Here is a 15,707-nt window from a genome sequence, read left to right as displayed (position 1 = left end):
TGGTTCGTATCCCTGGGCGTCGGGATCCCCGTGCGATGTCACGGTCAAGAGACTATCTGAACCTGTTTGCCTCTTTGCTGACTGTTTTCCGAGAACTACCTGAATGCCTCAATGTGCATCTTGGCGGGGACTTAGGATGGGTGAGATGACGTCACAGGCCTCCTCTTCGGCAGAAGCCCTAGAGCTTACTGCCAGCCCTCTGCCCGCTCACCCCTTGGTCAATATTCGCGATCTCGGCGACATTGCCGTAGAAGGGGGGCGGGTCAAACCGGAGCTACTGTGGCGCTCCGATGACCCCACCATTTCCCCACGCGAGGAGATCCAGAGCCTATTCGACCGCGGCCTGAGCGCGGTATTGGACCTGCGATCGACGCCCGAGGTGAATGCCTCCCCGCACCACAGCGCTGCCGAGCTGGGAGTGAGGCACCATCACCTGCCGCTGGCCGAGGCAGCGGTCAACCCTCTGGCATTGGTGGAAGCCGCACCCAGCATGCGTTCCCCTGCGGATGTGGGCCGCTGGTACGCGGGCCTGGTGCGCAGCCATGTCCACGAGGTCTCCCAGGGACTGGAGGTCATCGGCACTACCGAGGGCGGGGTGCTGTTCCACTGTGCCGCAGGTAAGGACCGGACTGGGATTCTGGCCGCTGTGGTGCTGAGCCTGCTGGGCGCGGACCGCAATGACATTGTGGCCGATTACGCCCGCACCCAGGAGAACCTTGAACAGATCTTCCTGCGCCTGAGGGCTGCGGCCTATACCCAGTCGAAGAAGAACGACGACGGCGCCCAACGTGCCGCAGCCTTCTTCGCCTCCAACCATCCGCTACTGTCAGCCACTGCGGATTCCATGGATTCGATGCTGACCGAGCTGGGGGGAGCCCCTGGACTGCGGGATATTTTGAAGACTGAGACTGACCCCGGGATCCTCAGTGAGCACCTGCACACCAAGCTAGTTGGCTGACTGCGGATTTTTCAGCTACGATGGATCGGTCCTCCTCCCCGGAGGGGACACCTTCAGGAGACGTGACCGAGCGGCCGAAGGAGCCACCCTGGAATGGTGGTGCAGGGTTAATTCTCTGCCGAGGGTTCAAATCCCTCCGTCTCCGCAATATAATGAATAGCGAATGGCCCCGTTGGGAGATCAGGCCCTAACCTTCATTCCCAACGGGGCCGCCGCTACTCTTATTGTTTTCGCCGCCGATAAACGAACTGGTCCATTCCGGCGACTATGGTCACAAGAGCGGCGGCGATAAATATGATCTCAACCATATTTACCTCCTAACCATGTCGGCCGGGCTATCCGGCCGGCGCTTCTACCCTATGGCGCTGAGCCGACATTCCGTCCGGCCCTGTGGATAACCTCTCTCCCGCCGTTCTGAACTCATCCCTGACTGCAGCCATGGTCTTGTAAAGCGGTGTTTGCACCCCGTTTACCTGGACCTGGCTAAGGTGGTGATCGTGTGCTGTGCCACTTCGGCCAGCATGCTGAGGAATCACTGTACGCAGCTTCAGATGAGGACCGGAACGCCCCATGACTCGTGACGACCACGTCCCTGTGCCCGACCAGCTCAGGGCACCGAAACTCGCCAAAGCCATCACTGCCGGAGGTCTCGCTCTGGCCCTGATCGGCATCTCCCCCGCCGCCTGGGCCGATACCGAGGCTGAGCCCACAGAGGAAGCAGACCCCACCGAAATCGCCGAGGACGAAGCCGGCGACGACGAGGACGAGCTCACCTCAGAGGAGGACGAAACCTCCGAAGAGGAAACCGGTGAGGAGGACACCTCCGAGGACGAAGGCGACACCGACGAAGCTGAAGAGGACGAGGCTCCCACTGAAGAGGACTCGGAGGTCACCGAAGAGACTGAGGCTGACGGCGAGGTCGTCGATCTGCAGATCCTCAACACCAACGACTTCCACGGACGGCTAGAGGAATCCGCCTCCGCCATCGCCTGCACTGTCGATGCCTACCGCGAGCAGAACCCCAACACCCTGTTCACCGGTTCCGGCGACCATATCGGCGCGTCGACCTTCACCAGCTTCATCCAGCAGGACGAGCCCTCCATCGAGGCGCTCAACGCCATGGGCCTGGATGTCACCAGCCTGGGCAACCACGAATTCGATCAGGGCGCCGATGACTTCGACGACCGGGTCATCCCACTCTCAGACTTCACCTGGCTGGGCGCTAACGCCCGCCATGTGGACACCGGCGAGCACCTCTACGAGCCCTATGAGATCCATGAGGTCGACGGCGTCGCAGTCGGTTTCATCGGGCTGAACACAATGGATATGCCGCGGCTGGTCAGCCCTGACGGCATCGACCATATTGAGTGGACCGCCCTATCCGAGGAGGCCAATTACTACGCCGAACACCTTGTGGAAGAGGAGGGCGCCGACGTCGTCGCCGTTCTGGTCCATGAGGGCTACGGGGGAACCGGCTTCGCTGACCTCGTAGAGAACGCGCATCCGGCCATCGATGTAGTCTTCTCCGGGCACACCCACCAGGCCTATGTGGAGCAGGAAGGTGCCCTCTGGGTCGCCCAGGGTGGTGAATACGGGGAGTACCTCTCTCACCTGGAGCTCTCCTTCGACACCGGCTCCGGTGAGCTCGTGGACTCCTCTGCCCGGCTGGTGGATCTCAGCAGCGAGGAGCTGGCCTGCGATTCCCACCCCGAGGTGGACGCCATCGTGGCCGATGCAGTTGAGGTCGCCGAGGAACTCGGTGCCGAGGTAGTCGCCAGCGTGGCGGGTGAAGTCCCCTTCGCCCGGGCCTATGTGGAATCCGGGGAGAGCGATAACCGCGCTGCAGCCTCCACCCTCGGTGAACTGGTTGCCGACGCCCAGCTCTGGGCAGTCCACCGTACCAACCCCGAGGCTGATTTCGCGCTGACCAACTCCGGTGGCCTGCGCGCCGATCTCCCACTGGGTGATATCAGCATCCGCGACCTCGGCGATGCCCAGCCCTTCGCCAACACCCTGATGGTCGGCAGCTTCACCGGCGAGCAGGTCTACACCATCTTCGAGCAGCAGTGGCGCGAGGATGAGGACCGGTTCTCCCGGCACGGGCAGTCCAGCAATGTCTTCTACACCTATGACCCAGAAGCCGGTGCCGGTGAGCGGATCACCGGAATCTGGATCGACGGTGAACCAGTTGACCCCGAGGAGACCTACGAGGTCGCGCTGAACAGCCATATGGCAGGCGGCGGTGGCGGACTGGATATCGCCCCCGAAGCTCTGGAGATGCACGACACCGGCCAGAACGACCTCGAGGCCATCGTCGACTACGCCGAGGAGCAGCAGACCCTGCAGCCGGAGCTGGAGCGCGGCGGAATCGGTGTCCACTGGGTCACCGATGAGGACACCACCTACTCCCCCGGCGATGAACTCGCCATCGATGTCTCCTCCCTGGCCTGGGCCCATGAGGATGTGCCGGTCGGTGACACCCTTGAGGTGGAACTGGGCGAGACGGTCAGCGAAGAGTTCAGCATCGACACCGCCTGGACCGATGAGTCCGATGAGCGTGGCCAGGCCGAGATCCGCCTGGAGATCCCTGAGGAGACCGGCGAGGACGGCGAGCTTCCCCTGGTGCTCAGTGAGCCGGTCACCGGTACCGAGGTCACCCTCTCCGTTCCGATCGAGGATGAGGCGGACGAGGCCGATGAGTATGAGATCAGCGAGCTCAACGCTCTGCTGGAGGACCACGAGGACGAGGGTGAGATCCGTGTGACCACCCGCGGTGTGGTCACCGCGGTCTACCCCACCGAACGCAGCTTCGGCGGTTTCTACATCCAGACCGAAGGCACCGGCGGGGAGCTGGACCTCGATGAGCATGATGTCTCCGATGCGATCTTCGTCTACGCCCCCGAGTTCGTCGGTGAAGAGCCCGGCGAGGCTGAGGTGGAGATCGGCGACTACGTCGAGATCACCGGTGATGCCACCCACTTCGAGGGATCCAAACAGCTGAACCTCTTCGCCGATGAGGAGGGCGAGGACCCCGCAGAGCACCACGAGCTCACCCTGCTCGAGGATGAGGATTTCGCCCCGGTTGAGCCGGCCGAGATCGAGTTCCCGGAGAACCCCGAGGATCGCGACTCCCTGATGGGCATGCTGATCGCCCCCCAGGGCGACTACACCGTCACCGACCACTACGATCTGCTCAGCTACGGCGAGATCGGCATCGTGGCCGGTGAGGACCCGCTGTTCAATCCCACCTCCGTGGTGGACCCCGGTGAGCCCGCCAATGAGCTGGAGGCCGAGAACCGCGAGCGCCTCTTCTACCTCGACGACGGCGCCAGCGATGATCTCGACGGCAGCGACCTCGAACTGCCCTACATCACCGCAGATGACCCCGTGCGCGTCGGCGCTGCTGTGGAGTTCGAACAGCCGGTGATCGTCGACTATGACTTCGGCGAGTACCGTCTGCAGCCCACCAGCCGGCTCGACGGCCCCGAGGACGAGGCCACACCGGCCAGCTTCGAGAACACCCGGATCGGCAACGAAACACCCGCTGATCGCGCCGGGGACCTCCGGATCGCCGGGTTCAACGTTCTGAACTACTTCGTCCACCTCGGTGAGGACGAGGAAGGTTGCGAGTACTACCCCGACCGTGAGGGCAACCCCACAACCGCTGACTGGTGCGATGTGCGCGGGGCATGGAGTGAGGAAGCCTTCGAGCGTCAGCAGGCCAAGATCGTCGAGGCGATCAACAATATGGACGCCGATATGGTGGCCCTGCAGGAGGTGGAGAACTCCGGTCACTTCCACCCTGAGGGCGACCGCGACTACGCTCACGCCCGCCTGGTCGAGGCCCTGAACGAGGACCTCGGCTACGAGGCCTGGGACTATGTCTCCGAACCGGCGGCCGTGCCTGATCTGGAGAATGAGGATGTCATCCGCAACGGTTACATCTACAAGCCTGAGGCCCTCGAAGTGGTCGACAGCTGGATCCTCTTCGATGAGGGTGTCTCTGAGCTGAACCCCGAGCACTTCGAGTCCCTTGACCGCGAGCTGGCGGATATCTACTCCAATGCCCGCGAACCCTTCGCTGTGGAGTTTCAGCCGGTAGACGGTACAGAGGAGGACCGGTTCATCGCCATCGTGAACCACTTCAAGTCCAAGGGCGCCTCCGGTGTTGAGGACGATGACCCCAATGCCGACCAGGGCGATGGCCAGTCACCCTGGAACTATGACCGGGTCTACCAGGCCCAGGGTCTGCAGGCATTCGCCGATGCCCTGGTCGAGGAGACCGGCACCGAGAACGTCCACCTCATGGGCGACTTCAACTCCTATGAGAATGAGGACCCCCTGCAGGTCTTCTTCGATCAGGACTACACCAACCTCTCGGCTGCCACCGGGGACTTCAGCTACATGTTCCAGGCCGAGGTCGGCTCCCTGGACCACCTGATCTCCTCCCCGGCCGCAACTGAAACGGTGGCCCAGACCGAGATCTGGCAGATCAACGCAGTGGAGCCGATTGCCCTGGAGTACTCCCGCCACAACTACACCGCCAGCGATATCTTCCGCCTGGACCAGTGGCGTTCCTCTGACCACGATCCCATCGTGGCCGATATCGTCTTCGCCGACAGTGAGTTCCCTCCCCCGGGCGACGACGATGACGAGGATCCCACCGGCATCTCAGTGAGCGTGGACCCCCAGGAAGTCGAAGCCGGTGAGGATGTCACCGTCACAGCCTCCGGGTTCGGCGCTGAAGAAGACGTCGTCGTCGAGCTCAATCCCACCCTGGGCGAGTTCACCACCGACGACGACGGGGCGCTGACTGCAGAGGTCACCATCCCGGCTGAAACTGAACCCGGCGAGTATGAGCTCACGGTCACCGGCACCTCCGGTGAGGGCTCCGCGGAGCTGACGGTGCTGCCGGCTGATGCCGGTTCACCCGGTGCTGACGATGACGATGAGGATGACACCGATCCCGCAGGAACCTCGGGAACTGACGAGGACGGCCTGGCCGCCACCGGTGCCACCATCGGCTGGATCCTGCTGGCTGCCCTAGTCCTGGTCGGCCTCGGCGCCCTGGTGCTGCGGGCCTCTCGCCAGCGTGCAGAGAACATCGGCTGAGGCACAGGTGATGACCATGCATCGTGACCTGGTGACCCCACGCGGACTGCTCTCCACGGGTCTGGCCGCCGCACTGGGGGTGGCCGGCCCCTCGGCTGCCCTGGCCACCGAGACTGAGGAACCGGATCAGCCGGAGTGTGGTTTCGAGGTCCCGGCCTACGATGTCACCCCGGTGGGCCTGCAGGGACATTCGACCTGCAGGCCCACCGGGGTGGGTTGGCGCTGATCTCGGAGAGCACTCCGGAGGCCTTTGCCAATGCCCTGGAGATGGGCGTGACAACCCTGGAGCTGGACACCCATGTCACAGCCGATGGCGCCGTTCTGGTCTGGCACGACCGGCAGATCTTCGACCACCTCTGCCGTGACACCGAGCCGGCATTCGAAGGGGACCCAGACTTCCCCTATGTCGATCAATACATTGCCGACCTCACCCTGGAACAGGTCCAGACTCTGGAGTGCAATTACCAAGCACACCAGAATTGGCCCGATCAGGAGGTCCACCCGCAGCCCATCATCGAACTGCATGAGGTCTTTGAACTCATCCATGAGCATGAGGCCTACGATGTGACGCTGAATATCGAGACCAAGGTAGAGGCCGGAGCTCCCTAGGAGACCCAGCCCCGGGATGTCTTCGTGCCGGCTGTTGTCTCGGAGATCGAGAAACATGGCATGGTCGAGCAGTCCACGATTCAGAGTTTCGACTGGGGCGCCCTGCAGGTGGTGGCCGAGCTGAATCCGGATCTGCCGTGGGTTGCCCTGACCAATCACGACTTCCTGCAGATCGGCGAGCCCGGGGCATCCCCCTGGCTCGGCGGCCTGGTTCTCTACCGTTCCCACCGCAAGAGGGACGCAGCGAGCGAATAGCTGATACGCACGGAGCGTTCACGCACGCAAAGTTCCCCTGTTCCGCATCATGCCGCCGAACGGGGAAACTTCTGCACTTCAGGGGCTTAATGGGAGCTAGTTGCCAATGGGGAGGAGGGAACTGCCATCGCTATCCTCTGTGAAGACCCCACCTATGGTTACGTCTGTGAGGACCAGGAGCCGGGCTCCACTGTGTCCTAGGGAACTCTCAGCCAGCATCACCAGTGCGCTCACTGTTTGTCCAGATGAGTGTAGATAGTCTCTGAAGAACTGACATTTCAAAGGAGCTGTTTCACCATGACTAGCACCGTGAGGTTACTCCGTACGGTCACGTCCCTGGGCGCAGTGAGTGCACTGGTGCTGGCAACCGGCCCCGCGGCCTATGCCGCACCCCAACAGGATGAACTGTCAGAGGACACCTACGGTGGCCTCTCCCTGGGTGAGGGTGAAGGCATCTTCCCGGTAGATACCGAGTTTGACCTGATGCTGGCCTCGGAGAACTTCGATATCCCCGAGACCGTGGAGATCTGGGCGCTCTCCGCTGAGGGGGACGATATCCTCATCGGCTCCGGAGAGACGGAGTCCGATACTTATCAGAATCCCGGTTCCCCGACCTATCCCGAGCAGGAAGTCGAACTGATCGAGGTCCTGCTCTCCAGCGATGACTTCGAAGGCTCCGACTGGTATGCCTTCACCGCCGTGGACGGCACCAGCGGGGAGATCATCACCTGGACCCCCTACCCCGTGATGGTAGAAGGCGATGACCGTGAATTCGATGGCAGCGAGGCCGAGGAGCTCTGGCCGGTTCCCTCCAATGGGGAGAACTCTGATCCCTCCAGCCAGGCCCCGACCCTGGAGTCCCTAACCGAGGAGACCTACGGCCTGATCAGCATCTTCGAGGATGAGCCCACTATCCCGCTGGACCAGGAGTTCACCGTGGAACTGCAGGCCGAGGCAGCTGAGGCTGATCTCTGGCTGCTGCCTCCCGGAGGCGAGGAGGCAGTCTTCCTGCCGGCCGAGCTGCTGACTGACGGTACGGGCGCCAGTGCTGAGAGCCCACGCTGGAACACTCTGGTGGCCAGCGAAGATGTGGACTACAGCGGCATTTACGGTCTGGTGGCCACCGATGAGGAGGACAATGTCCTCGGTTGGACGCCCTTCGCGCTGAGCCTGAACGGTGAGTCCCTGGAACCTGGAGATCCCGGGGTCCATGAGAGTGAGGCCGGGTATTCGGACCGAAACATCTGGCCCATCCCCGATGATGTCCCGGGTCCCGAGGAAGGCCAGACCTCTGAAGAGGACTCAGAGGAAGACAACGACGACGACGCCACCGAAGAGGCCACCTCAGAGCCTGAGGGTTCCGAGGGTGAAGACCCCGCAGAGACCGATGCCACCGCAGAGGGTGAAGGTGACGGCAATGGGCTCAACGGCTGGGTGGTCGTTCTGGCAATTGTCGGCGGTGCCCTGATCGCTGCCGGTATCGCCTATCTCGTCGGCCTCCGCCGCGCCACCGAGGACTGAGCCCTCGGCGGCAGGCTCAGCTGATCCTCAACGCTCCTCGTTCATAATCGACAGGGGCAGATAGGCGCTGACCACCCAGTTGGGGGCGTCGACGACCTCACTGATCTTCAGATCCACTGCCACACTGGAGAGAACATAGGCATCCAGGGGATCCAGACCGTAGCGCCTGCTCATATGGTCGATCATGTAGCGCACGGCATCTTTCGCCGCGCCCATCAAATCAGGCCCCACACCCATGGTGGCGTAGTAACCCTTATCCTCGATCCCGCTACGCAGCGGACCGGGGGTCTGGAACTGCGGGGCAGGGATAGACCAACCCTTATGCAGGGTCACCTTCATCCGCCCGCCCAGCGGAGCCTCAATGGCAGAGACACAGACTTCACCATCACCCTGGGCCGCATGTGGATCAGAGAGCATCAGCCGAGCACCCGGGGTCTGGACCGGAAGGAAGACTTTGGTTCCGGCGATGAGGTCCCGGCAGTCGATATTGCCGCCGAAATGCCCCGGCGGGATCACACCCTGGGGCTCATCGGTGTCGGGAGTGCTGGCCAGGACCCCGAGGAAGGGACGCACCGGCACTGAAGCCACACCTTTGAAGTCCGCAGCGGAGCTGCCCTTGAAGTCCCAGATATGCAGGTGGGGATCGGCGAACTCCTCAGCCAGAAGTCCCATTCCGGGCAGGGTCGCGGTCCAGCCCCAGCCATGGGATTCATACTCCAGCAGCTCCAGTTCCAGCACATCACCGGGCTCGGCCCCTTCGACCATGATGGGGCCCAGCATGGGGTAGAGCCTCTCGAAGTCCAGCTCCGGAATGGGATCCCCCGCCCGGTAATCATCGAATTGGCCGCCCGCGGCCTCCGGGACCTGGTCAAAGCTGATGGTGTCCCCGCTGCCGATCTCCAAAGTGGGCTTATGGCGGGTGGTCCAGAGGTAGTTGTATTCGGCGGGAACTTCGAAGCTGGCCATCAGTCATCCTCAGGGTCGGGAGTTCTACGGGTCTCTGAGCATTAAACCACCCAGGGTGTTACATCCGTTGTTACCGAATAACCCCAGGTAGAGCCCATCAGCGCTCAGAGGACGCCCACCACTGAAACGTTCCAGTAGGAGTTGTGGAGTAAGCCGGCGTCGTCGTCGGTCTTTCTGAGTAATCTTCAACCCCGCGTCATCTGATGTTCACACAGCCCTGATTACCTTATAAAGGTTCGCGCCAGGCACAGACGCCGATCCAGCAGCGCTCGGGATGGCTTCCCCACATCCCCGCCGCGAGAGGGAGTCCTAAGTTTTTTGGGCCTGCGCGCGGGGCGGATCACTTGCATGACTGACTGAGGACGCTGACTCTTGACTGATGGCGAAGAGGTCAGCATCTCCGAGGTCCGCGGGGAGAACTGGACTGAATCCTTCCAGAGCCCGTTGGAAGGTGAGGATGTCACCGTCTCCGGTTTCGTCACCGCAAAATACGACGACGCCGAGAACGACTCCCGCGCCCATGACGGCTTCTACATCCAGGAGGAGGCCGCCTGCGGCGAGGAGGACTACACCGATCACGAGATCTCCTGCGCAATCTTCGTCCACCAGGGCACCAGCTGGGACGGCGAAGGGGTCGAAACCGGCGACTACGTGGAGATCACCGGAACAGTCGGCACCTGGAATGAGACTGGAGCCGAAGAATCAGCCCAGCTGCAGATCCTCAACGGGGCCGTCATCGACGTCCTCGAGGATCATGAGGCCGCCGAGCCCCTCCCCTATACCTACGAGGGATTCATCAGCCCCGCAGAGCGCGAGGCCTTCATCGGGATGCTGATCGCACCCGAGGGAGACTGGACCGTGGCCGATAACGTCGGCGGGGTCCTCGGAGTCGTCGACGGATCAGAACCACTGTGGACCCCCACCGCAGTCCACGCCCCCGGCCCGGAGGCCGAAGATCTGGCCGCCGAGAATGCCGAACAGTTCATCACCCTCGGCCACGGTGGACGCAACCGGTGGAACAGTTGGGCCTTCGACCGGCATATGCCCCTGCCCTACCTCCGCGAGGACCAGCCTGTCCGCGTCGGTGCGGGCCTGGACTTCGACGACAACGTCATCCTGGAATACCGCTACGATGGCTGGCGGTTCGAGCCCACCAGCTTCCTGCCCGGCAACCCAGATGCCGAACCGGTGAACATCGAGAACACCCGCGAGGACGCCGTTCTGCCCGAACGCGCCGGCGATATCCGACTGGCCGGGTTCAATGTGCTCAACTACTTCCCCCATGTGGGTGAGCAGTTCGAGGACTGCGGCTACCACGAGGACCGCCACGGCAACCCCACCACCGCAAATAACTGCACCCCACGTGGGGCCTATACCGAAGAGCACTTCGCCGTTCAGCAGTCCCGCATCGTCAACACCATCATCGAGATGGACTCCGACGTCGTCGCCCTGCAGGAGATGGAAAACTCCATCCACTTCGGCGAAGACCGCGACTACGCCCACCAGCAGCTGGTGGATGCCCTCAACGCCGTCGAAGGTGAGGACACCTGGGACTTCGTGCCGGTGGACACCGTGCCCGAGAACGAGGACGTCATCCGCAACGGGTACATCTACCGACCCGAAAATGTGGAGCTGGTGGACTCCCTGATCCTCTTCGAGGAGGGGGTCGAGCACCTCGACTCCGGTGCCCTCGACGGCTACGATCTGGCCGATATCTACTCCAACGCCCGTGAGCCCATGGCTGCGATCTTCCAGCCGGTGGACGGCGATGAGGAGGTCGCCATCTACGGCTGGACCGGAGACACCGAGGATGCGCCCGTGGCCTCGGTCAACCCTCTTGAGCTGGACGACTGGACAGGCTCCTATGAGTCACTGCCGCTGGTGCCCAACCTCGAGGACGGCACCACGATCCGGGTGATCCAGGATGTGGGAACTGTGGATCTCTATGAGACCGGTGAGGAAGCCCAGGACCTCATTGCCGAACATATGAAGTTCTTCAGCCATGACTACGTGCTGGACTTCGAGGGCGCATTCGAAGAGGACGCGGACCCCACACCGACGGAGGAGCCAACCCCCACAGAGGAGCCTGGACCTACAGAGGAACCCACTGAGGAGCCGACTGAGACTCCCAGCGAGCGGTCCAAGACCGCCTGAGGGACGCAACAGCAGATACGAGAAGGGCGGGAACTCCAGGCCGAAAGGCCCGAGTTCCCGCCCTTCTCCTACGTTGAGTTGGTTACGGTCCTCAGTGTCAGTGCTTGGCTGAGGGAGCCACTGTGGCATCGACCCGCTGGAAGGACTTCAGGTCCACATAGCCGCAGGCAGCCATCGCATGGCGCAGTCCGCCCATGAGGTTGGAGGAGCCGTCGGTGTGGTGCCCCGGCCCCAGCAGAACCTCTTCCAGGGAGGCAACCGTGCCCACCCGGGTGCGGTGACCACGCGGGAAGTTCGGGTGTACAGCCTCCAGGCCCCAGTGCCAGCCCTGGCCGGGGGCTTCCTCGGCCCGGGCAAGGGTCGCCCCCAGCATGACGGCATCTGCGCCCATGGCCAGTGCCTTCACAATGTCGCCGCTGGTGCCGAGGCCGCCATCGGCGATCACATGCACATACCGGCCACCGGACTCATCGAGGTAATCGCGGCGGGCTGCAGCGATGTCACTGATCGCAGTGGCCATCGGCACCCGGATGCCCAGAGCTCGGTGGGTCGTCGTCGCGCTGCCGCCGCCGAAACCGACCAGCACACCCGCTGCACCGGTGCGCATCAGGTGAAGTGCGGGGGTATAACCGGCGGCACCTCCGACGATCACCGGCACATCGAGCTCATAGATGAACTCTTTGAGGTTCAGCGGGTTCTGCGTCTCGGAGACATGCTCAGCGGAGACGGTGGTGCCGCGGATGACGAACATATCCACCCCGGCATCGACCACGGTGCGGTAGAACTCCTGGGTGTTCTGCGGGGTCAGCGAACCGGAGACCACCACCCCAGCCTGCCGGATCTCGGCCAGGCGCTGAGTGATCAGCTCAGCCTTGATCGGCTCGGCATAGAGCTCCTGCAGCCGACGGGTATTGGCCGGGGAGATCTCCTGGGCCTCCAGGTGAGCGATCTCCTCCAGAACCGGCTCAGGGTTCTCATACCGGGTCCACAGACCCTCGAGGTTCAGCACCCCGAGCCCGCCCAGCTTGCCCAGGGCGATGGCAGTGGCAGGGCTCATCACCGAATCCATCGGCGCGCCAATCACCGGCATCGAGAAGGTATAGGCATCAATCTGCCAGTCCAGGGAGACATCCTGCGGCGAGCGGGTGCGGCGCGAAGGCGTGATGTTGACGTCGTCGAGCGCCCAGGCCCGCCGTCCGGATTTGGCCAGGCCGATCTGGGTTTCATTCACTGTGCGGATACTCCCTACTTGCCCCGGTAGTTGGGGGCTTCAACGGTCATCATCACATCATGCGGGTGGGATTCCTTCAGTCCCGCGGAGGTGATGCGGACGAATTGGCCCTTGGCCTTCAGCTCATCGATGGTGTGCGCGCCGACGTAGAACATGGTCTGGCGCAGGCCACCGGTGAGCTGGTGCAGCACCGCAGAGAGCGGTCCGCGGTAGGGAACCTGGCCCTCAATGCCCTCGGGGATGAGCTTCTCGTCATCGGGCACATCGGCCTGGAAGTAGCGGTCCTTGGAGTAGGAGGTGTTCTTCCCGCGGGTCTGCATAGCACCCAGCGAGCCCATACCGCGGTAGACCTTGAACTGTTTGCCGTTGAAGAAGACCAGGTCACCGGGAGATTCGGCGGCACCGGCCAGTAGGGAGCCGAGCATCACGGAGCTGGCACCGGCCACCAGGGCCTTGCCGATATCCCCGGGATGCTGCAGTCCACCATCGGCGATCACCGGAACATCGGCCGGGACCGCAGCCTTGGCGGATTCATAGATGGCAGTCACCTGGGGCACGCCCACACCTGCCACCACTCGGGTGGTGCAGATGGAACCAGGTCCGACGCCGACCTTGATGGCATCTGCCCCGGCCTCCACAAGTGCCTTGGCACCCTGTTTGGTGGCCGCCTGGCCGCCGATGACGTCCACACCGGCTGCTGCCGGATCTGCCTTGAGTTTGGCGATCATCTCCAGAACACCGCGGGTGTGCCCATTGGCGGTGTCGACCACCAGGACATCGACCCCGGCCTCGATCAGGCGCATGGCCCGCTCAAAGCCGTCTCCGAAGAACCCGACGGCGGCACCGACCCGAAGCCGGCCCTCATCGTCCTTGGTGGCCTGGGGGTATTTATCGGCCTTATCGAAGTCTTTGATAGTGATCAGCCCGGTGAGCCGGCCGTCGTCGTCGACCAGCGGGAGCTTCTCCACCCGGTGCTCGGAGAAGATCTTGAGCACCTCAGCATTGCGGATACCGTCCTTGGCGGTGATCAGCGGCTGCGGGGTCATCTTGTCGGCGACCTTGGTGGTCGCATACTCCGCATCGGGGATGAACCGGATATCCCGGTTGGTGATGATGCCCAGGAGCTTGCCACTCTCATCGACCACCGGCAGACCGGAGATCCGGTAGTGGCCGCAGATTTCGTCCAGTTCGGCGATGGTGGCATCGGGGCGGATGGTCACCGGATCGGTGATCATCCCGGATTCGCTGCGCTTGACCTGATCCACCTGCTTAGCCTGCTCCTCGATGGAGAGGTTGCGGTGGATGATCCCGATTCCGCCCAGGCGGGCCATCCCGATGGCCATCGGAGCCTCGGTGACCGTATCCATGGCCGCAGAGACCACAGGGACGTTGAGCCGGATGTTCTTGGTCAGCCGGGTGGAGGTATCAGCGTCGGAGGGAATGACATCGGTCTCCCCCGGCAGCAGCAGGACGTCGTCGTAGGTCAATCCGACCAAGGCAAAGGGGTCGTGGCCCTCGGCATGGGTGTGGCTCAAAGTGGCGCCTCTCGCACTCGCAGGTGGTTCCTCAGACAAGCATCAACAAGTCTACTTGCCAACTAATTCCAGTGATCCACCAACCACCTCATCAGGCAATGTGACCTTATGTGAACCCTGCTCTGCAGACGCTGTAAGGATTCGCGCATAGTGGGTTGTGCACTGCACCACTTTGTTGAAAGGCACACCATGAGCACTGAAGAGAAGACTGCTGAGGGTTCCAGCACCCCGCAGAAGAGCTCAGGCGGCAAACTCGCGATCGCTGTGATTGCCACTGCTGCCCTGGCCGGAACTGGCGGCTTTGTGGTCGCCAATTCAACTGGTGGGGATGAGGGAACCACCACCGCAGCAAGCTCCGGCGAGGCCGGCGGAGAATCGGCCACCACCATCAACGAGGTGGACATCCCCGGTGAGAACCGCGGCTATGAGGACGTCCACACCGATGAGCCTCTGGTCACCACCGACTGGCTGGCCGAGCGTCTGGATGAGGGCGATCTCTACGAGCAGGGCATCGTCCTGCTGGATGTCTCCGAGGATCTGCCCACCTCCGAACTGACCCCTTACGCTGAGGCGCATATTCCGCAGGCCCAGTACGTGGAGTGGTCCAGCGAGTTCACCCAGCCCAATACCCGCGAGTTCATCGACGCCGATGAGTTCACCGAACTGGCCCAGTCCCTGGGCATCAACGATGACACCACTGTGGTGCTCTACGGCGATAACAACAACTGGTTCGCCGCCTACGCCGCATGGGTGTTCAACCTCTACGGCGTCGAAGACGTCAAGCTGCTCGACGGCGGCCTGCACAAATGGGAGGCCTACGACGAGCGTGAGCTGGTCGAAGAGGTGCCCTCCGTGCCCGAGGGCGACTTCGAGGCGAAGCCGCAGAACCACGATATCCGCGCCTTCCAGCCGGAGGTCCTGGAGATCGCAGAGGAGAACGCAGCAGCCGATGGCGAGAATGTCGGCGAGTTCAACCTGGTCGATATCCGCTCCGCTGAGGAGCACAACGGTGAGGTCGGCGTCGATCCTGAGATCTTCGAGGGTGAAGGTGCCTCCATCTGGGGTCACATCCCCGGTTCGGTCAACGTCACCTGGACTGAGATCGTCGACGAGGAGACCGGTGAGTTCCTGCCCGAGGAAGAGATCCGCGCCATCTATGAAGAGGCTGGTGTCGACTTCGACAAGCCGATCATCGCCTACTGCCGGATCGGCGAGCGCGCTTCCCACACCTGGTACGCGCTGAGCCAGATCCTGGGCGAAGAGGTCAAGGTCTACGACGGCTCCTGGTCCGAATGGGGCAACAGCGTCGGCGTTCCGGTGGCCAACAACTCCGGAGAGCGCGCCGGACTCTGGGGCCAGCAGTAAC

The 15,707-nt window shown here is 62.8% G+C and carries 11 protein-coding genes and 1 tRNA gene; 9 read left to right on the top strand and 3 right to left on the bottom strand.

From position 1 onward, the window contains the following. The first annotated feature begins 145 nt into the window (after positions 1-145). The 7 genes from HGQ17_RS06290 to HGQ17_RS06265 all read left to right on the top strand — a co-directional run bounded on the left by HGQ17_RS06290 (position 146) and on the right by HGQ17_RS06265 (position 8,455). Positions 146-958: a tyrosine-protein phosphatase gene (locus HGQ17_RS06290; RefSeq protein ID WP_168887112.1), complete on the top strand. Its 813-nt coding sequence runs from the start codon at positions 146-148 to the stop codon at positions 956-958. A gap of 56 nt (positions 959-1,014) precedes the next feature. Then, positions 1,015-1,103 (top strand) — tRNA-Ser (locus HGQ17_RS06285). Between the two features lie 425 nt (positions 1,104-1,528). Further along, a complete protein-coding gene (locus HGQ17_RS06280) occupies positions 1,529-6,070 on the top strand; it encodes an ExeM/NucH family extracellular endonuclease (RefSeq protein WP_168887111.1) in 4,542 nt (1,513 codons plus the stop codon). Between the two features lie 16 nt (positions 6,071-6,086). After that, positions 6,087-6,296 carry a hypothetical protein gene (locus HGQ17_RS06275; RefSeq protein ID WP_168887110.1) on the top strand — a complete coding sequence of 70 codons (210 nt, stop codon included), beginning with the start codon at positions 6,087-6,089 and terminating at the stop codon, positions 6,294-6,296. Then, complete coding sequence (locus HGQ17_RS15015) at positions 6,287-6,679, top strand: glycerophosphodiester phosphodiesterase family protein (protein WP_211090478.1); 393 nt, start codon at positions 6,287-6,289, stop codon at positions 6,677-6,679. Before HGQ17_RS06275 ends, HGQ17_RS15015 begins: the two co-directional genes overlap by 10 nt. 24 nt (positions 6,680-6,703) lie before the next feature. Further along, the gene (locus HGQ17_RS15010; protein WP_211090477.1) at positions 6,704-6,934 is read left to right on the top strand and encodes a hypothetical protein; all 231 of its coding nucleotides are present in this window, start codon (positions 6,704-6,706) and stop codon (positions 6,932-6,934) included. Positions 6,935-7,231: 297 nt separating this feature from the next. Beyond that, positions 7,232-8,455 (top strand): hypothetical protein, encoded by a 1,224-nt coding sequence (locus HGQ17_RS06265; RefSeq protein WP_168887109.1) that lies wholly within the window; start codon positions 7,232-7,234, stop codon positions 8,453-8,455. Between the two features lie 27 nt (positions 8,456-8,482). Here HGQ17_RS06265 and HGQ17_RS06260 read toward each other — a convergent pair whose 3' ends face one another. Beyond that, the gene (locus HGQ17_RS06260) at positions 8,483-9,421 is read right to left on the bottom strand and encodes an acetamidase/formamidase family protein (RefSeq protein ID WP_168887108.1); all 939 of its coding nucleotides are present in this window, start codon (positions 9,419-9,421) and stop codon (positions 8,483-8,485) included. 372 nt (positions 9,422-9,793) lie between these two features. Between HGQ17_RS06260 and HGQ17_RS06255 the strand changes: the two genes are divergently transcribed. Continuing rightward, positions 9,794-11,575, top strand: coding sequence for a hypothetical protein (locus tag HGQ17_RS06255; RefSeq protein WP_168886995.1), 1,782 nt, complete (start codon positions 9,794-9,796; stop codon positions 11,573-11,575). Positions 11,576-11,672: 97 nt separating this feature from the next. Here the strand turns inward: HGQ17_RS06255 and HGQ17_RS06250 are convergent, their stop codons facing one another. Both HGQ17_RS06250 and guaB read right to left on the bottom strand, forming a co-directional pair. After that, complete coding sequence (locus tag HGQ17_RS06250; RefSeq protein ID WP_168887107.1) at positions 11,673-12,806, bottom strand: GuaB3 family IMP dehydrogenase-related protein; 1,134 nt, start codon at positions 12,804-12,806, stop codon at positions 11,673-11,675. Between the two features lie 14 nt (positions 12,807-12,820). Further along, complete coding sequence (guaB, locus tag HGQ17_RS06245; protein ID WP_168887106.1) at positions 12,821-14,341, bottom strand: IMP dehydrogenase; 1,521 nt, start codon at positions 14,339-14,341, stop codon at positions 12,821-12,823. A 189-nt stretch (positions 14,342-14,530) separates the two neighbouring features. Between guaB and HGQ17_RS06240 the strand changes: the two genes are divergently transcribed. Beyond that, the gene (locus tag HGQ17_RS06240; protein ID WP_168887105.1) at positions 14,531-15,706 is read left to right on the top strand and encodes a sulfurtransferase; all 1,176 of its coding nucleotides are present in this window, start codon (positions 14,531-14,533) and stop codon (positions 15,704-15,706) included. Position 15,707: the final 1 nt, after the last annotated feature.

Origin of the sequence: Nesterenkonia sedimenti (assembly GCF_012641515.1) — a bacterium.
Taxonomy (GTDB): Bacteria; Actinomycetota; Actinomycetes; order Actinomycetales; family Micrococcaceae; genus Nesterenkonia; species Nesterenkonia sedimenti.
Note: the sequence above shows the minus strand (reverse complement) of the source record. Positions and strands in the feature narration are given on the sequence as shown.